This window comes from Desulfosarcina cetonica JCM 12296, from assembly GCF_001311845.1.
Classification (GTDB): domain Bacteria; phylum Desulfobacterota; class Desulfobacteria; order Desulfobacterales; family Desulfosarcinaceae; genus Desulfosarcina; species Desulfosarcina cetonica.
The window spans coordinates 1-17964 of record NZ_BBCC01000135.1 but is presented as its reverse complement, the minus strand read 5'-3'; the positions used below and the strand labels follow the sequence as shown (position 1 = coordinate 17964).

Below are 17964 nucleotides of genomic sequence, written 5' to 3'. Positions count from 1 at the left end.
GGATGGGCGGTGCCCATGGCCGGGTCCGTGGACAGGGGACGCATCTCCTCGGGTTTGGCCTCGCCGCGCAGGAAGCGGCCGGCCAAGCGCACCGCCTCGATGATCTTCGTGTAGCCGGTGCAGCGGCACAGGTTGCGGCGAAAGGCCTGGGTAATGGCCGCGTCATCCGGATCGGGATTCTCGTCCAAAAGGGCCTTGGCCGTCATGATCATGCCCGGGGTACAGAAGCCGCATTGGATCGCCCCGGCGAGCACGAAGGCCTCCTGGATCAGGTGGGGATTGTCCGGCGTGCCCAATCCTTCAACGGTGATCACATCGGCGCCGTCGATATCGCCCGCACGGGTCAAGCAGGAGCGGACGGCTTTCTTGTTCACAACCACGGTACAGGCGCCGCACTGGCCCTTGCGATCACAGGATTGCTTGGCGCCGGTCAGACGCAGATCGTTGCGCAACAGATCAAGCAGGGCGGTTTTGGGATCGATGATCCACTCCCGCCACTGCCCGTTGATGCGAATACGTACTCTTTTCTTTTGCATTCAGGCGATCTCCTTATTTATATACAACATTTTGAAATTCTAAAGAATCAGTCGCTGAGGGTCGCATTTCTCCCGCAGAATCGCGAGCTCCCCGGCCGAAGGCGGCAGAACTTCCCTGGCCCGTGAGATGTCCACGGAAAACTGCATTTGATCCAGCACCGCCTGGGGCTCGATGCCGGGATAAACCCCGTCCAGGTACATCTGTTTGGTGGTGTCATCAAAACGCATCACGGCCATGTTGGTGATCACGAGTTCCGGTCCACCCGCGGGAAGACCAGCCTTGCGGCGGCCGTCGGGACCGTCCAGGTGTCCCGGACTGGTCAGGTAGTCCAGCTGTTTGACGAATTTGCGTTTCTCATGCTGCATGAAAATCATGCTGCGCGGCACGAAGGAGGCCACGTCACAACCGCCGCCACTACCGGAAAAGCGGGTCTTGGGAGCAAAATAGTCGCCGATCACCGTGGAGTTGAGGTTGCCGAAGATATCGATCTGGGCCGCGCCCAGAATGCCAATCACCTTTTGCCCGGTGGTGGGGTTTTGCATGGTGGCGAAAGCATCCAGAAGGCCGCCGCTGGAAGCCGTGTGATACATCACGCGCGAGTCGGCGACGGCCATGGGAATTTCCTCGAGTGCGGCGTCGATGGCGCCGGTCTCAAAAAAAATCACACAGTCCGGAGCGTTGATGCTTTTGGCCGCCATGGCCGCCAGCATGGATATGCCGGTGCCGCAAAAGACAATATCGTCGTTCTTGATTTCACGGGCGGCAACCACCGTCATCATTTCTCTTAGGGTATAATCCATATTTCGCTCCCTTTTCAGCGCCTGTCCAGATTGGCCGCATATCCCGTGCGCGGGTCGGCCTTGATGCCGTCCATCCGTTCGGTCCCGATGCGCTCGATCAAGGTCTGGTGATCGGCCACGCCGTATACGTAGGTGTCCAGGTAGTCTTTATACTTCTCATCGTCCTTGGCCGCCACGGCATATGCCTTCAGATAGGCCGGATCGTAGTCGTAATGCTGGTAGCAGGCGGTCGGGTAGGCCCCAAAGGGCACATGCACCACCGCATCCACATGGATGAAGGGAATCTGGTTGTGATGGGCATTTTCGTGCAGGGCGTCGCCTTCCATCAACGCTTCGCAGGTGACCACCAGGTGCTTGGAGGCCTTGGCTTGCTCCACATCGGCGAAACTGAGGCCGTCGATGCGGCAGTTTCCCGCACGGTCGGCCTGCTGTACATGAAGAAGGGTGACATCGGGCGTGATGGCCGGCACCAGCACGACCTTTTCGGTGTTGCCCCAATCCTCGAAGGGGTTGTCCAGAACGGTCAGCTTGCGATTGGGCAGCTTGGGATCGGAGCGGCGAAGGCCTTCGGAAAACCCCCACTTATCAACAATGTCCGATCCCAGGGACGAGCGCGTGGGCAGAAAAGGGACCCCCATGGCCCCGGCCAGAAACCGCAGGGTCATCTGATAATTGGAGTAATCTTCCACCTGAAGCAGCCCTGCCTCGATGGCCTTGCGGAAACGGATGCAGGTGGCGGCGAATTTTCCCGAGCCGCCGTAGGCGATTTCCACCTTGGCCACACACCCGGCCCCGATCAGCTCGTCGACCGCCTGACCGTTGGAGTGCACGTACAGGTGCAGGTTCTTGATCCCGGCGCGTATGATCGTGTAAACCGCCGCCATGGGATTGCGGTTGATCGTGAAACCGCCGATGGCCATGTGGCAGCCATCGTGAACATAGGTTTTTACTGCCGCCTCCAGCGGCATGACTTTGTCTTTTGCCAGCTTCGACAATTGTGAATCCTTTCCGCCTGGCAGGCAGTGCTGCCAAGCGACCCTCCATTATTGACGGATTCGTAACAAGCCCGATATCGGCGTTACGCGTATCCCTCGTCACTGCGGCGTACGCAAAAAGTACGCCTCGCTCCTTAGGGATTCGCAAGCCTTGATCTCGGGCTTGTTACGAATCCGCCGGAAATACGACTTTTTACGAGTCCATCATTATTGATCAAATGCATTCACCAGTTCTTCGGACGATACATCGAAAACCAGTCCGGTGTGCAGCGCCTCGGTGCGGAAGAAGGCCGGCAGGTCGTTCTGGTAGCGGGTGATTCCGGCCTTTTCGTTGAACGCCAGTTCGTCCTTTAAAATCCCATCGGCCAGGGCGAGCAGCTCATTTTCGCCATAGGCCAGACCACAGTAGCTGTTGAACAACTCGCCGACGGCCGCCATGCTCTGCTTGACCGGCCCCACGAAGATACACATGCCCAGGTTGTCGAAAAGGGTCGTGTACCGTTGGATCTCCCGGGACGCCCGGACCTGACCCTCTTTGTCGCGGTCATTGAGCCCGGTGCGGCCCGGCAGGCAGTTGCCGGCCGTGTGGTCGCCGCCCATGGGCGTGGTGGCGTAGGTCGCCCCGGTGCCTTTCAAGACCCGCGGATCGTACCCGGCGATGGCCTGTCCCTTGACGGTGGGAACACGCTTTACCCCCAGGGTCCGGCCCACGGTTTGAGCGCCTTGGCCGAGCAGCCGTCCCAGCACCGTGCCGCTGGCCATCTCGCCGAGGCAGCGTTTCATACCCTCAAAATCGCCCCATTGCAAGGTGCCGGCTTCCATGGCCACGGCCATGGCGGTGCCGGTCTCCATGGTATCCATGCCGAGATCATCACACATGAAATCCAGTTCGGCAATCTGATCCAGGTTTCTCAGGCCGCAATTGCTTCCCAAAAGGGTGATGGTCTCGTATTCCAGGGCCGAGGTCAGGTAGTTCCCGTTGGCGCCGTGGTAGATGTTGGAGCAGCGAATCACGCATCCGGGATGGCAGCCGTGACCGGTCCGTCCGCCGCGGGATTCACAGTTCTTGACCAGGGTTTCACCGGAAATGGCCTCCACCCCGGCCAGCGAACCATGGCGGAAATTGTTCACCGGTAGTGCTCCGGCCTCGTTGATCACGTTGACCAACACAGCCGTTCCGTACCGTGTCAGGGCCTTCCTGCCAGCGGCCAGCTCCTTGGCCAGCCGTTTGCCGGCCGTTTTGAACCGCTCAGGATCCCGGGGTTCCCGGGCCGATCCCTTGCCCAGCAGCACCATGGCCTTGACGCCCTTGGCGCCGAGCACGGCCCCCATGCCCCCACGTCCGGCATGCCGGGTGGGGCGACCTTCCAGATCGCTGACCGCCACCGTGGCCACGGCCAACCCGGCTTCGCCGGCGGGTCCGATGGTGATGTAAGGCGTCTTGGCGCCATAGCGGTCGACCAGGCTGCGACCGACGGCGTAATTGGATTGACCGTTCAACTCGCCGGCCGGTTGAAAGCGGACTTCATCACCGTCGATTTCCAGGATGTAGGTACCATCGGCGACACCTTCTACGATCAAGGCGCCAATGCCCATGCGGGCCAGGCAAACACCTGCGGTGCCGCCCACGTTGCTTTCCTTGATACCTCCGGTCAGGGGGCTCTTGGCCCCCACGGAGAGTCGGCCGGATGACGGCGCCTGGGACCCCGTCAGCAATCCCGGAGCAAATACGATTTTATTGTCCGCTCCCAGGGGCAGGCAATTGGGCGGCACCTCGCGGCTGATGATGCGGGAGGTGAGCCCCCGCCCCCCCAGGCCGGCGTAAGCGCCGGCATTTCTTCCCGGGAGACGGAAAGGGTTGACATATCGATACGGAGGATCTGTTGCATGGTTGTCCTCATATGCTTTACAGGGCCTGGCGGAACAGGGCCTGGATCTCGGGAACACCGGTCTGGCGCGGGTTGGCCAGCACATTGCCGCTCTTCATGGCATCGGCGGTCATGGCCTCGATGGCATCGGCCTGAACACCCACGGCCGACAGGTTGGCCGGAATGCCCAGATCGTTGTTCAGCTTGCGAACCGCCAGGATGGCGTTTTCGGCCTCCGGCACTTCCCCGAGAAGTTGGGCGATGCGCGCGAACTTCTCCGGCACGGCCATGCTGTTGTATTCCATGATATGGGGCAAAAGGATCGCGTTGGCCACGCCGTGGGGCACATTGAAAAATCCGCCCAGGGGATGGGCCATGGCATGGGCGTTACCCAACCGCGAATGGGCAAAGGCCAAGCCGGCGAACAGACTGGCGATCAGCATGGACCCGGCAGCCTCCTGATTCTTGCGGTTGGCCACGAAGCGGCGCAGGTAATTGCCGATCAGGTCGATGGCCTTCTCGGCAAAGGCATCCGAATAGGCCGAACCGAAAAGCGATGTATAGGATTCAACGGCATGGGTCAGGGCATCAAGGCCCGTGGACGCGGCAATCGCCGCCGGCAGATTGGCGATCAGGCCGGGATCCAGAATGGCGATTTTGGGAATGATGCGCTGGCTGATGATGGTCAGCTTGTATTTTTTCTCGCGGTTGGTGATCACGGCAAAGGGCGTGACCTCGCTGCCGGTGCCGGCCGTGGTGGGAATGGCGATCACCGGCAAGGGATCGTTGTCGAACTGGTCGGCCCCCTCCAGGGCGGGCACGGCCTTGTCATTGGTCACGCGCACGGCCACGGCCTTGGCCACATCCATGGGACTGCCCCCACCCAGGGCGACGATCACCTGATAAGCCAGGTCACCGTACACGGAAACCCCTTTATCGACCGTCTCCACACTGGGGTTGGGTTCCACATCGTTGAAAACCCGGTAGTCGATCCCGGCCGCGTCCAGGATCTTTTCGATGGGCTCGACGTAGCCGGCCGCGGTGAGCCCGGGATCGGTGACGATCAGGGCCTTTTGCACCTGCATATCGGCAAGCACCGTTCCCAGATCCTGGATGGCGCCCGGTTTGTAGATCACTTGGGTCGGAAGGGTGAATTGAAACGGATTGGACATGGTTGATTCTCCTCTTTGCAGTCGAACGGATTAAGCCTCTTCCTGTGTCGCAATGGATACCGATGCCTTCGGAACAGACAATTTCTGGTCACCGGGAACCGGCAGGTGCGTTCCCAGTTTCTGGACGACAAAATAAAGAATGATCCCGGCGGCGATGCCATAGGTCGGACCGGCGGTGGCCAGGATGGCGCCGGTGATGCCGGCCACGCCCTTCTCTTCGTTGGTGTCGGTCATCTCCATGGCGATGAAAAAACAGGCAAATGCCTGCACCATCAGGGTCAGGGCGATGGCCAGGGGCAGTACCGGCTTGAAGATCGATACCAGCGGGAGAAAGAGAATGCAGGCGAACTTCATGATATTGAAGGTGCCGGTGCCGCCGAAGATGGTCAGCATGGCCTTCTTGCCCTGGGCGTAGCGTTCGGTGACGGCCACGGTCATGGCCGCCCAAAGGGGACCGGCCAGGGTGACCGTCGGGGCCAGGGAACCTTCGATGACATTACGGATGCCGCAGAGGACGTTGGTGCGGTTGGTGTTGATGTCGATGAATTCATCGGGGCGTTGTCTGTTGGCGCGCTTCATCAGGGTTTCGCCGACGACGATGTCACCGAAGGCGATGATGTAGGCCACCACGGCCATGGGAAGGGCGGCGATAAACACATCCAGGGAGGGCAGCCCGACGCCAAAGACCGACCAGGTGGTAAAGACGGTTTTGAAATGGGGAATGAAAAATCCCCATTTGTCGATGGTGGGCACAGGCACCTCACCGGTTATCATGCCGACAATCATGCCGGCGATGATGCCGGGAACCATGCCGTACTTGGCCGCCACGGTGACGATGCCGCGGGCCGATTTGGCACTGCGCATCTGTTTGAATCCAACCGAGAACAAGAGAAAAAAGGCCACGGCCATGCCGGCCGAAATGCTAAAGGGGAAAATGGCAAAACCCTTGCCACCGGCCGCGGCCGGCAAAAAACCGTATTTTCCGGTGACAGCGGCGATGGCGGCGCCCAGGATGATGCCGCCCTTGATGGAGTTGGGCAGCCGGTTGGTTATCTTTTGGGCGATGCCGCTGATGCCGAGCGCGAGAAAAAGGACGCCGACGCTGATCTGCAGGGCGATGAGGGCCTCCAGGCGCTGCATACCCATGGCGTATTTGCTCAGGTAGCCGATGGTCAATGGAATCGCCGGGGTGATCCAGCCGGAAATGAGCGGGTCACCGAGCAGTTGGTGCAAACAGTAGGTGATTTCGTGGAAAAGGACGATGGTCAGCGCGATCTCGAAAGGCATGTCGAACATATCCTGCAAAAATGCGGTGGCCGACAGGCCGGTGACAAACATGAACAGCGCTTGGATAATCTCAGGCATCTCGATGGGAAAATGCACCAGCGGCAGCCGCAGGGTAAAAATTCCCAACTTGATGCCCGGTTGTTCCTGCCCGTCCTTGCGAAGTGCCGTCTTCAAATGCAGCCCCATAGGTCCTCCTTTTCCATCCAAGTTCATCAGTTTCGTAAGGTAAAAGATCAACGTGCTCAGGCCAATATTTGCGGAAATTTCTATTAGCACAGACGGTGCCATTGCCTACATAAATGATAACAAATTGAAATTATTATTTATTTAAGATAAGGAGGACCAAAAACAAAGCGAGTGAACCGAAATCGGTTCACTCGCTTGTCGATATCCCTCACAAACCGCCCGTACGCCCGGTTGAACGAAAATACACTCTTTTTCCGTGTGCACTCAGCCGGTTAACAGGAGGCCAGACCTAATTGCTGCCGATGCAGAATATATTGAACAATATTCATCGAAGCTCGGTACAAGATTAATATACTGATATTAAATTATAAAATCTATATCGGAGCATTGAACCGGTTTCGATTCGCTGCACACCAGATAACTCATGCATTCTGGTGATGGCATACAGGCGTCGCGCCATGCATCCATCAGATCGAATTGGCGTCCCACCCCCGCTTGAACTGCAGACGGTGTTTCTTCACCTTGCGCATGACCGCGCTCTGGCTGATTTTGAGATGCTCGCCGACCTTGCGGGTGGTTTTCAGCTCTCGGAAGGCACGTACGAGGATCTCGCGTTCCATGCGGTCCAGGAGGGTGTTGAGTGGCTCACCGCCCGGTTCCGGGAGGGTCTGACAGAACGGGTCCGGGGAGATGATGGAAGCGGGCAGATCACGCGCATGAATCACATCGTCCGGGGTGGTCACCACCAACCGCTCGACCAGGTTGACCAGCTCGCGCACGTTTCCCGGCCAGGCGTAGTGCGTCAACGCGTCCGTGGCTTCGCTGGAAACCTTCTTGGCCAACTGGTACTTCTGGTTGAACTTGTCCAGGTAGAAGACGATCAGCGGAAAAATGTCGTCCTGCCGCTTGCGCAGCGGGGGCACGCGGATGGGAACCACCTTGAGGCGGTAGTAAAGATCCTCGCGGAATTTCTTCTCGCGCATCAGCTCCTCCAAATTCTTGGAGGTGGCCGCCAGGAGGCGGATATTGACCTTGCGGGTCTCCACGCCGCCCAGGGGCATGATCTCGCTGAACTGAATCACGCGCAACAATTTGACCTGCAGTTCGAGGGAGATCGTTCCGATCTCGTCCAGAAACAAGGTTCCGTTGTGGGCCAGCTCGAACATGCCCGGTTTGCCGCGTTTGCGCGCGCCGGTGAAGGCCCCCTCCTCGTAACCGAAAAGCTCGGATTCCAAAAGGTCCGACGGGATGGCGCTGCAGTTGATCTTGATGAACGAGCCGGTCTTTGCCCGGGGGCTGTGCTGGTGGATCAGGTTGGCGATGATCTCCTTGCCCACCCCGGATTCACCCTGGATCAGCACCGTCGAATCCACTTTGGCGACCCGCAGGGCCAGCTCGATCGTGGCGGTCATGCGCTTGCTGTTGCAGACGAAGTCCGGGGCCTCGTTCTGGCTGGATCGCAATTGGTTCAACTCCTCTTCGTAGCGTGAGGCCAGCTCTTTGGACTTCTCCAGCTGCGTGCGGATATTGTTCAGCTCGGTCATGTCGCGCACGCTGGTGATCACCCGCGAGAGCTTGCCGCTCTCGTTGAAGATCGGCACCCCGGACACCAGGATCTCCTTGGCCCCCTGAATCTTCTGGGTGATGGTCATGGGCACCCCGCTCTTCTTGATCTTGAAGGTCAGCGACTCGCTGATCAGCCCGTTTTTGACGATGTCCTTCATGTTGCGGGAAATGAGGCCGTCCCGCTTCAGACCGGTGATGCGTTCATAGGCCTTGTTGACCCTGAGGGTATAACCGTCTCCGTCGGTAATGTAGATTCCGTCGTAGGAGTTCTCGAAGATGGCGTTGAGCTCGGCCGCCAGATCCTTCATGCTCTCCAGTTCGGCGGCGATGTCCTCGAACTTTTCCATGCGCTGGAAGACCGACACCGCACCGCAGGCAACCCCGCCGTGCCGGATGGGGTTATGGGCGGTCATGATCACTTGCCCGCCCATGGTGAGGGTACCCATGCGGATGTCGTCGGCGAGCAGGGCCTCGTCCAGATGGCTCTTGGGCACAACGGCCTTGATGGGTTGCCCCACAAGTTTGTTGCGATGGCGCTGCAGGATCTCCTCGGCGGTGGCGTTGACGAGGGTCAGGATGCCGGCCGTATCGATGGCCAGAACGCCAACGGGCAGGCAGTCGAGGATCATGGATGCCAAGTCCGCGGCCCCGCCACCACTCGCTTCCATGGCCTTGGCCAAATCCGCCGTGGCCACATGGCCGGCATAGGCACCGTCGGTGTCGATCCCCACGATAAAGGCACATCCACCAGCGCTTTCCGGGGTAATCGTTGCCTCCAAAGGCAGGCGGCGTAGCGACTTGACCAGATAACGCGTCACCGGCTGGCGCTGGTGCACCGGCGAAAGCAACATCGTCCAGCAGGTTGCCGGAGCAAAAATACCCAGAAACCGGTCGTCCATGAAAACCGGCGCGCTTTCGCAGGCCGCCGCGGCCATCTGCTCGGCGGCGCGCAGCAGGATGGCATCGGCATTGAGATTGAGGATATCATCATTCAGCAAATCAGCCAGGCGCATTGAAACCATGGTTCTCCATCCGGGAAAGCATTGTTGTCCAGCGGGCATTTACCCTGGTTTCCCGCAAAAATGGCATATGCCATACCAAACGCCAAGGCCCCCCGCAAGCCTGCCGATGGTCCGGTAGCGGGTAACGGCATGTAACCGGGGCGGATTTTTCAGGCTGTAAAAAAACTGACAGGCTACATCCCCCGTCCAAACCCGACCTTCCCGTCATACGCGTTTAACCCATCACAATATATCAGGATTATAAAAATCCAGACACGCTCGCGGAGTTGGCATCGGCCTTGCCATTTTATTCAATCGATAAATGGCAACCGCGTGCCGCCGAGAAAGCCCGTCAAGCGGCATTGCCGGCCTCCGCATGGAGACAGAATCCGGTTGGAAAATCACCACCTAAAATCACAAAAAGGGGTCCACCATGAAAAAATTTTATCTGATCGGGATCGGGCAACTGGTACTTTTCATCCTGTTTTTCAGCTGGGTCTGCGTCCCGCCGGTAATCGCGGGTTCAACGGTCAGGTTCAGCACCTCCGCTCAGCTTTATGATATCATCGGCGGCCAAATGATCGAAAAATTCGGCGAAGACACCGGAACGAAGATCGATCTATTCATCTCTTCGTCCGGGACCGCCATGCAGCGCCTCTACAACCAGGTGTGTGATGTGGCCGGGACGGCGGAACGGATCAACCGCTCCATGGGCGACTATGGATACAAGGAAGTCCCCTTGTGCAAGGCCCCCCTGGTGGTGATCACCCATCCCGACACCGCCGTTGACAATTTGACCGAAGAGCAGCTGCGCGATATCTTCAGCGGCAACATCACCAATTGGCAGGCGGTTGGCGGCCCCAACCGGGACATCGTCGTCGTCGCGCCCGGCAAGGGCACCGCCGCCTTCAGGAACTTCTCGCAGTTGGCCTTAAAGCGCTTCGATATCAAGTATGCCATCATGACCTACCGTTCGACCATGGTCGTCGATGTGGTCCACAATACGCCGGGCAGTATTTCGTTCATCACCAAGGGGTCCAGTGCCCGCGATGCGTCGATCAAGATCCTGCGCGTGAATGGCGAGGCATACAACACGCCGGGTTACCCTTACGCCCAAAGCTTCAGCCTGGTCACCAAGGGCGAACCGACCGGCGCAACCCAGGCGTTTATCGACTACCTGACCTCGGACAAGGCCAAGGCGATCATGATCAAAAATGGTATTCTTCCCAAATAGCCGTTAATCCATTCCTCAGCATCAAAGTCCCCCGCCCCCCTCGGGGGACTTGTTTTTTCCCGAATCGGTTCCAAATGCGGTTACCCTATCCGTCCATTTGACGCCCCGTCCTGAATCCAGCACATGGAAGTTGGCACTTGCCTATCCGCCTGCTTTACGCTTATGACAAAAAAGAAATCATCACTATCCGGGACCTTTTTTAACGTAAATGCGGCTTATGACACGACCCACACCGTTTGGCACCCGATCACCCGCAGCCACCGGCATCCTCACCGTGATAACGAGCTTGTTGGTGTCGGTGGCCGTCGCCATGGCCGGCCCGCCGCCGGCAAACGATGCGCTATCCTCTGCGGCAAAATCCATTCGCGCCAACATTTTATACCTCAACTCCTATCACGATGGATACGCCTGGTCCGATGAAATTCTCGAGGGCCTGCGCAGCGGGCTGAGTTCCTATTCGGCCGTCGAACTGCAGGTCGAGTACATGGACCTCAAACGATATGCCAGCGCCCATATCGCCCCATTGCTGGTGAATCTGTACAAGCGCAAATTTCAGAGCCGGACTTTCGACCTGGTGGTCGTTTCGGACAATCCGGCCTTTGAATTCTGGAAGGCCCACGGCCAGGCACTCTTTCCCGACCTGCCCGTGGTCTTTTGCGGACTGAATGACGTCGATCCCGCAGCCCTCGAGAACCGCAACATGACGGGAATCATCGAAAACGTCGACGTCGAGGCCACCTTGAATGTCGCCCTGCGCCTGCACCCGCGCAAAAACCGGCTGGTCATCATCGGGGATGCCTCCACGACGGGCATCTCCATCATGCACCAGGTACTGGCGGTCAAGGACCGCTTTGCCGGCCGGCTGACCTTCGTGCCCTGCATCCTCTCCAGCCTGAAAGAGCTCAACGCCTTGATGGCCGATGCCTCGGACACCACCCTGTTCTACTTCATTCCCTTTTACACTCAATTGGAAGGCCGCTTTTATTCGGCCACGGAAATTCTGGAAATTGTCCATCGCAGTACGTCGCGCCGATTTACACCAATTGGGCCTTTCTGCTGGGCCACGGCGCGGTGGGCGGGAAAATGATCTCCGGCAAGACCCATGGACGCCTGGCCGCCGAGTATGCCCTGAAAATCCTGGCCGGCGCCAAGCCCGATCGTCTGCCGATCCGCGAAAATGTGGATGCTCCGTTCGAATTTGACTACACGATTTTGAAGGAGCAAGGCATCCGCCTGGACCAGCTTCCCGACGACAGCACCATCATCAACCGTCCCCCATCCTTTTACCGCTTGAACAAGCAGGTGTTCTGGATATTTATCGTCTCCATCGTCACGCTGCTGCTTTTCACCCTGCTGTTGACACGCAATATCATGCAGCGCAAGGCGGTCGAACAGCGCATGCAGAACCAACTCTCCTTTCAGGAACTGCTGCTGGACACCATCCCCCAGTTGATCTGCTGGAAGGACCGCGAAAACACCATTTTGGGGGCCAATCGCTATTACCTGCAGTTTTTCGGCGCGGACGATCCCAAGGGATTGGAGACCCTTCAGGGAGAGGCCAAAAATACTACATGGCGCATGCCGAGTGGGCCAACCGGCTCAACCAGGAAGTCATGCAGAGCGAAACGCCCATGCCGGGCATCAAGCGCAGCGTGACCAATGCCAGCGGGGACGTCCGGCAACTGGAAGTCAAGAAAGTCCCCCTGCGGGACAAATCCTCACGGGTGGTCGGCACCCTGACCATGTCCGAGGATGTGACCCGGGCGGTCAATCTTGAAAAACAGCTTCTGCAATCCCAGAAAATGGAGGCCATCGGCAACCTGTCCGGCGGCATCGCCCACGATTTCAACAACATTTTAACCTCCGTGATCAACTCCATTGAACTGTCACTGATGGATGTGCCCGGCGACACGCCCGCCGGCAAGGATCTTCACCGCGCGCTCAAGGCGTCCCAGCGCGGCAGCGCCCTGGTCAAGCAGATCCTCACCTTCTCCAGGCCGTCCAAGGAGGGCATGCTCCCCACGCGTATCCAGGACGTGGTCCAGGAAGCCCTGGGGCTTCTGCGCGCCTCCCTGCCCCGGGCGATTACGGTCAGGGAGGAAATCAGCCGGCGCCTGCCCCTGTGCATGGCCGATCCGAACCAGATCAACCAGATCGTGATGAATCTTTGCACCAATGCCTTCCATGCCTTGCGGGAGACCGGCGGAACGCTTACCCTTTTTCTTGGCGAGGCCTTGATCGAAGGCGAACGGGCCGAGCTTTTGGGCCTCTCCCCCGGCCGCTATGCCAAGCTGGTGGTAACCGACGATGGCCCCGGCATCCCCGCCGAGATCATGGACAAAATCTTCGATCCGTTTTTTACCACCAAAGGGGTCACCGAGGGAACCGGTCTGGGGTTGGCCGTGGTCCTGGGTATTGTCCGCGCCCACCGGGGAGCCATCGACGTGGACAGTCGGCCGGGGCACACGGCCTTTAGCGTGCTGATCCCCGAGCACACGGGGGCCTACGAGGTACTTGACATGCCGGTTGACAACCTGGCCAGGGGATCGGGCCACCTGCTCTTCGTGGAAGACGATCCGGATCAGATCGAGACCATTCCCCGTGTTTTGGAAAGTATCGGGTACACGGTCAGCGCGACCCATAGTGCCGCCATCGCCCTTTCCCTGGTGGATCGCGATCCCCATGGATTCGATGCGGTGATCACCGACTTCGACATGCCGGTGATGAACGGGATCGAGCTGGCCCGGATGCTGGCAACGAAAATGCCCGGCGTACCGGTGATCATCGTTAGTGGACGGGAGAGGGCCGTGGAACAGGTCGTGCCCGTGGACAACGTGCGCCGGATCGTGCTCAAGCCCTACGACCGATCCACGATTGCCCAGGTTCTCCAGGAGGTGTTGAAAAAAGATGAATGAACCGGCGAATGAATTTGGCCATATCCTGATCATCGACGATGATCCGGAAGTCTGCGGCACCTTGCTGAGCCTGCTGAGCCGCATGCAATTGGCCGGTGAATCGGCCCGCTCCCTGAACGCCGGGCTGGCGAAGCTGGAAAAGGGGCGTTTCGATCTGGTGTTCCTGGATGTGCGGCTGCCCGACGGCAACGGCCTGGATGCCCTGGCACGGATCAAGTTGATGCCCGGGTCCCCGGAAGTGATCATCCTCACCGGACAGGGGGATCCCGATGGTGCCGAACTGGCCATTCAGGGCGGGGTATGGGACTACCTGGTCAAGCCCTCGCCGGTCAAGCAGACCCTGCTGAGCATTCAGCGGGTGCTCAAATACCGCAAGGAAAAACAGGGTACCACGCCGGTGGTGGCCCTGGATCTGAGCCATCTGGTAGGACGCGGCAGTGAGATGCGCGGTATCCAGGACTTCATCGCCCAGGCGGCGCGCAGCCAGGCCGGCGTGCTGATCAACGGCGAGACCGGCACGGGCAAGGAGTTGACCGCCCGTACGATTCACGAAAACGGAACCCGCGCGGCAAACCGGTTCATCGTCGTGGACTGCGCGGCCCTGACCGAAACCCTGGTGGAATCGACCCTGTTCGGTCATCGCCGGGGAGCGTTCACCGGCGCCGACCGGGATCGCACGGGGCTGATCAAGCTGGCCGATGGCGGCACCCTGTTTCTCGACGAGGTCGGGGAGATGCCACTCAACATCCAACGGGTGTTCTTGCGCGTCCTGCAGGAGAAGCGCTTTCGACCGGTGGGGGAAAACCGGGAGGAGAGCAGCGATTTCCGGATCATCGCCGCCACCAACAAGAACCTGGAAGACGAAGTCCGGGCCGGACGGTTCCGGGACGACCTGCTCTTTCGCCTGAAGACGATGAACGTCACCCTGCCGCCCTTGCGCTGCCGCAAGGAGGATATCCGCGATCTGGTGATGTTTCATGTGCGCAAGCTCGCCAAACGCTATGACACCCCTGAAAAGGCGTCGGCTCGGACTTCCTGGAGGTTCTGGAGACCTACCACTGGCCCGGCAATGTGCGTGAACTCTTCAACGTGCTGGAACGCGCCTTTGTGGCGGCGGGTGAGGAAGGCACCCTGTATGCCATGCACCTGCCCAAGGAGCTGCGCATCAGCGCGGCCAAGGCCAGCATCATCGGCAAACGTCCCCCGTGCGCACCCTCACCCAATCGCGCCAGCGACGGGAACCGCACGAATGCCCCATCTCCGCCGCCTTTCCAGGGTGATATCGACATGATTCTGGCCGAAGCCACGCCCTCCTTGAAGGCTTTCAAATCCATGATGGAGCAACGCTATTTGAGAAAATTGATCGCCATGACCCGGGGGGATCTCGCCGCCATCCTCTCCATCTCCGGGCTGTCACGATCCCACTTCTACGCCCTGTTGAAGAAAAACCGGATCGCCTTCAAACAGGACGATGGGCAAGTCTGATGTTTAAGTCCGGTTTTTCAGACAAACCCACGGATCAGCCGTCCGATTTTTCGGACGTGGCTGTCTGCCCAGCTCCAGAAAGAATCCTTGATTACAAATAACCATCTGTAATTTATAGTCTTAATAACAAATCACGAACCTGGCGCGCTTCTTGTTAAAGCACGGTTAGAAGGTCACACCAACCGCTTAACAAAGGAGCTGTCTATGTCTACCGCTGTTCTGGCACTTGTCGCCGCGATTCCCATTCTACTGGCCCTGGTACTCATGGTCGGCTTGCGCTGGCCGGCCACCAGGGCCATGCCGTTGGCGTGGTTGACCGCCGTCCTGGGGGCGATCCTGGTGTGGCGTCTTCCCGTCGGATACGCGGCCGCGCTTTCGATCCAAGGCATCATCACCGCCATCGGCATCCTGATCATTGTCTTCGGCGCCATCCTGATTCTCCGCACCCTGCAGCAATCCGGCGGCATGGAGACGATTCAATATGGCATGCAGAACATCACCCCCGATCGACGCATTCAGGCGATCATCATCGGATACATGTTCGCGGCCTTCATCGAAGGCGCCGCCGGTTTCGGTACCCCCGCCGCCCTGGCGGCACCGCTGCTCCTCAGTCTGGGGTTTCCACCGCTGGCCGCCGCGGTGATTTGCCTGGTGTTCAACTCCTTTCCGGTAACCTTCGGAGCGGTGGGCACCCCGATCATCCTGGGTCTGAAATTCCTCCAGCCGCTGGTGGGCGAGGCCGCCCAGGCGGGAATTCCCGGACTGAATTTCAGCAACATGGGGGAATTCAACATGGTCGTCGGCCAGTGGGCCTCCCTGATGCATACGCTGATGATCTTTATCCTGCCCATTTTCATGCTCGGTTTCATCACGCGCTTCTTTGGCCCCGCGCGCTCCTGGCGCGACGGGTTGAAGGCCTGGAAATTCTGTATGTTCGCGGCGACCGCGTTTACCGTCCCCTACCTGCTCTTCGCCTGGTTGGTGGGCCCGGAATTCCCCTCCCTGATCGGCGGCCTGATCGGTCTGGGCGTGATCATCGCCGGTGCCAAGGCGGGCTTTTGCATGCCGGCGGAGCCGTGGGACTTCGGGCCTCACCAAAAATGGGAGAAAGCCTGGACCGGAGATGTCAGCTATGACGGCCAAACAACGTTCAAGCCGCACATGTCCCAGTTCAAGGCCTGGCTGCCCTACATTCTCATCGGTCTGATCCTGGTGGTGACCCGCATCCCCGAGTTCGGCCTCAAGGGATTTCTGGCCGCCCAGAAGCTGGCCTTCAATCATATCCTGGGCTTTGATTCGGTCAGCGCCAGCATCGCCTATCTCTACCTGCCCGGCACGATCCCGTTCACCCTGGTGGCCCTGTTGACGATCTTCATTCACGGCATGCCCGGTGAGAAGGTCAAGGTCGCCTGGAAGCAGTCCATCGCCACCATGAAGAATCCGACCATCGCCCTGTTTGCGGCCGTCGCCCTGGTCTCCGTCTTCCGTGGTTCCGGCATCAGCGACGCGCTGTTAAATCCACACGCCTACCCGTCCATGCCCCTGGCCATGGCCAAGGCGGTGGCCGGTATCGCCGGCAATGCGTGGCCGCTGTTTGCCTCCTTCGTGGGCGGGCTGGGATCGTTCATCACCGGCTCCAACACCGTCTCCGATCTGCTTTTCGCCGAGTTTCAGTGGGGTGTGGCCGCGCAGCTGGACCTGCCGCGCCAGATCATCGTTGCCGCCCAGGCCACCGGTGGCGCCATGGGCAACATGGTTTGCATCCACAACATCGTGGCGGCCTGCGCCGTGGTCGGGTTGTCCGGCATGGAAGGTCAGATTCTGAAAAAACCGTGTGGCCGTTCCTGCTTTACGGCGTCGTCGTCGGGATCGTGGCCATGCTGATGAGTTTTGTCTTTTTTCCCGGCTTGTACTAACCTTTTTGGATGGGATCGCAAAAAACCAACCGACCGGCGCCGGGAAAGCGCGCCACGCGTCTTCCCGGCCCGCCCAGCAACAGGAGAAGCAACCATGTTCAGTGATGCGCTGATCAAAGAATTCCAGACCATCGTCGGCAAGCCAAACGTGCTGCAGGGAGAAGCCGACCGGCAGGCCTACAGCTATGATGCCGCCGTCCTGGAACCCGTGGTCCCGGCCCTGGCCGTCTGCCCCCAGACCAGCGAGGCGCTGGGCCAGGTGGTGCGGGTGTGCAACCAAAACGGCATTCCCCTGACGCCGCGGGGCTCGGGCACCAACCTCTCCGGGGGCACGATTCCCGAACGGGGTGGAATCGTGCTGCTCACCAATGCCCTGAACAAGATCATCGAGATCAACACCCAGGACTTGTATGCCGTTGTCCAGCCCGGTGTGGTGACCGCCCGCTTCGCCGCCGAAGTGGCCCGCCAGGGGCTGTTCTACCCGCCCGATCCCGGCTCCATGGCCGTATCCACCCTGGGTGGCAATGTGGCCGAGAATGCGGGCGGTTTGCGGGGGCTGAAGTACGGCGTGACCAAGGATTACGTCATGGGCGTCGATTTTTTCGACGTCAACGGTGAGTTGGTCAAGTCCGGCTCGCGCACGGTCAAATGCGTCACCGGCCTGAACCTCTCCGGCCTGCAGGTGGCCAGCGAGGGAACCCTGGGGGTTTTCAACGAGATCGTGTTCAAGCTGGTGCCGCCGCCGGCGGCCAACAAGGCCATGATGGCGGTCTTCGATGATATCGACAAGGCTTCGGAAACCGTGGCCGCCATCATCGCGGCCCACATCGTGCCCTGCACCCTGGAGATTCTGGATCACAGCACCATCAAATACGTGGAAGACTACACCAAGGCCGGCATGCCCGTGACGGCCCAGGCGATTCTCTTGATCGAGGTGGACGGCCACCCGGTCCAGGTGGCCGAGGAGGCGGAAAAGGTCGTCACCCTCTGCAAGAAGGCCGG

Annotated in this window: 14 protein-coding genes and 2 pseudogenes; 9 read left to right on the top strand and 7 right to left on the bottom strand. The window is 59.4% G+C overall.

Annotation, left to right across the window (positions count from 1 at the left end):
* From JCM12296_RS23825 to JCM12296_RS23795, 7 genes are all read right to left on the bottom strand, one after another.
* Positions 1 to 536: (2Fe-2S)-binding protein (locus JCM12296_RS23825; protein ID WP_157067846.1), on the bottom strand; the 536-nt coding region annotated here is incomplete at its 3' end.
* 39 nt (positions 537 to 575) lie between these two features.
* A complete protein-coding gene (locus tag JCM12296_RS23820; RefSeq protein WP_054698703.1) occupies positions 576 to 1337 on the bottom strand; it encodes a CoA-transferase subunit beta in 762 nt (253 codons plus the stop codon).
* A 14-nt stretch (positions 1338 to 1351) separates the two neighbouring features.
* Positions 1352 to 2332: a CoA transferase subunit A gene (locus tag JCM12296_RS23815; RefSeq protein ID WP_246804797.1), complete on the bottom strand. Its 981-nt coding sequence runs from the start codon at positions 2330 to 2332 to the stop codon at positions 1352 to 1354.
* A gap of 207 nt (positions 2333 to 2539) precedes the next feature.
* Positions 2540 to 4306: an aldehyde ferredoxin oxidoreductase C-terminal domain-containing protein gene (locus JCM12296_RS23810; RefSeq protein ID WP_218188253.1), complete on the bottom strand. Its 1767-nt coding sequence runs from the start codon at positions 4304 to 4306 to the stop codon at positions 2540 to 2542.
* Entirely contained in the window at positions 4239 to 5372 is a 1134-nt protein-coding gene (locus JCM12296_RS23805) for an iron-containing alcohol dehydrogenase (RefSeq protein WP_054698701.1), read from the bottom strand. The genes JCM12296_RS23810 and JCM12296_RS23805 overlap by 68 nt, the downstream gene beginning before the upstream one ends.
* Positions 5373 to 5402: 30 nt before the next feature.
* Positions 5403 to 6845, bottom strand: a complete 1443-nt coding sequence (locus JCM12296_RS23800) for a hypothetical protein (protein ID WP_054698699.1) — start codon at positions 6843 to 6845, stop codon at positions 5403 to 5405.
* 467 nt (positions 6846 to 7312) lie between these two features.
* Positions 7313 to 9433, bottom strand: a complete 2121-nt coding sequence (locus JCM12296_RS23795; RefSeq protein WP_213182277.1) for a sigma 54-interacting transcriptional regulator — start codon at positions 9431 to 9433, stop codon at positions 7313 to 7315.
* A 412-nt stretch (positions 9434 to 9845) separates the two neighbouring features.
* Here JCM12296_RS23795 and JCM12296_RS23790 point away from each other — a divergent pair, with 412 nt between their 5' ends.
* The 9 genes and pseudogenes from JCM12296_RS23790 to JCM12296_RS23760 all read left to right on the top strand — a co-directional run.
* A complete protein-coding gene (locus tag JCM12296_RS23790; RefSeq protein WP_054698698.1) occupies positions 9846 to 10646 on the top strand; it encodes a substrate-binding domain-containing protein in 801 nt (266 codons plus the stop codon).
* A gap of 217 nt (positions 10647 to 10863) precedes the next feature.
* Positions 10864 to 11733 (top strand): ABC transporter substrate-binding protein, encoded by an 870-nt coding sequence (locus JCM12296_RS23785; protein ID WP_157067845.1) that lies wholly within the window; start codon positions 10864 to 10866, stop codon positions 11731 to 11733.
* The gene (locus tag JCM12296_RS23780; protein ID WP_054698694.1) at positions 11730 to 12302 is read left to right on the top strand and encodes a hypothetical protein; all 573 of its coding nucleotides are present in this window, start codon (positions 11730 to 11732) and stop codon (positions 12300 to 12302) included. The genes JCM12296_RS23785 and JCM12296_RS23780 overlap by 4 nt, the downstream gene beginning before the upstream one ends.
* Positions 12218 to 13561: a hybrid sensor histidine kinase/response regulator gene (locus JCM12296_RS23775; protein ID WP_083456456.1), complete on the top strand. Its 1344-nt coding sequence runs from the start codon at positions 12218 to 12220 to the stop codon at positions 13559 to 13561. The genes JCM12296_RS23780 and JCM12296_RS23775 overlap by 85 nt, the downstream gene beginning before the upstream one ends.
* Positions 13554 to 14438, top strand: a pseudogene (locus JCM12296_RS23770) (sigma-54-dependent transcriptional regulator); the annotation flags it as partial. The gene JCM12296_RS23775 and the pseudogene JCM12296_RS23770, both read left to right, overlap by 8 nt.
* Positions 14439 to 14632: 194 nt before the next feature.
* Positions 14633 to 14680, top strand: a pseudogene (locus JCM12296_RS51540) (hypothetical protein); the annotation flags it as partial.
* A 168-nt stretch (positions 14681 to 14848) separates the two neighbouring features.
* Positions 14849 to 15046 (top strand): hypothetical protein, encoded by a 198-nt coding sequence (locus JCM12296_RS45520; protein WP_246804793.1) that lies wholly within the window; start codon positions 14849 to 14851, stop codon positions 15044 to 15046.
* 204 nt (positions 15047 to 15250) lie between these two features.
* Positions 15251 to 16930: an L-lactate permease gene (locus JCM12296_RS23765; RefSeq protein ID WP_246804792.1), complete on the top strand. Its 1680-nt coding sequence runs from the start codon at positions 15251 to 15253 to the stop codon at positions 16928 to 16930.
* A gap of 126 nt (positions 16931 to 17056) precedes the next feature.
* A partial coding sequence (locus JCM12296_RS23760) for an FAD-binding oxidoreductase (protein WP_054698690.1) occupies positions 17057 to 17964 on the top strand: 908 nt, incomplete at its 3' end.

Bases quoted from the DNA above. Each gene is read 5' to 3' on its own strand.
- JCM12296_RS23790 (WP_054698698.1), top strand. From the start codon at position 9,846: ATGAAAAAATTTTATCTGATCGGGATCGGGCAACTGGTACTTTTCATC.
- JCM12296_RS23765 (WP_246804792.1), top strand. From the start codon at position 15,251: ATGTCTACCGCTGTTCTGGCACTTGTCGCCGCGATTCCCATTCTACTG.
- JCM12296_RS23780 (WP_054698694.1), top strand. From the start codon at position 11,730: ATGATCTCCGGCAAGACCCATGGACGCCTGGCCGCCGAGTATGCCCTG.
- JCM12296_RS23800 (WP_054698699.1), bottom strand. From the start codon at position 6,845: ATGGGGCTGCATTTGAAGACGGCACTTCGCAAGGACGGGCAGGAACAA.
- JCM12296_RS23820 (WP_054698703.1), bottom strand. From the start codon at position 1,337: ATGGATTATACCCTAAGAGAAATGATGACGGTGGTTGCCGCCCGTGAA.
- JCM12296_RS23805 (WP_054698701.1), bottom strand. From the start codon at position 5,372: ATGTCCAATCCGTTTCAATTCACCCTTCCGACCCAAGTGATCTACAAA.
- JCM12296_RS23775 (WP_083456456.1), top strand. From the start codon at position 12,218: ATGGCGCATGCCGAGTGGGCCAACCGGCTCAACCAGGAAGTCATGCAG.
- JCM12296_RS23795 (WP_213182277.1), bottom strand. From the start codon at position 9,433: ATGGTTTCAATGCGCCTGGCTGATTTGCTGAATGATGATATCCTCAAT.
- JCM12296_RS23810 (WP_218188253.1), bottom strand. From the start codon at position 4,306: ATGTGCTGGCCAACCCGCGCCAGACCGGTGTTCCCGAGATCCAGGCCC.
- JCM12296_RS45520 (WP_246804793.1), top strand. From the start codon at position 14,849: ATGATTCTGGCCGAAGCCACGCCCTCCTTGAAGGCTTTCAAATCCATG.
- JCM12296_RS23785 (WP_157067845.1), top strand. From the start codon at position 10,864: ATGACACGACCCACACCGTTTGGCACCCGATCACCCGCAGCCACCGGC.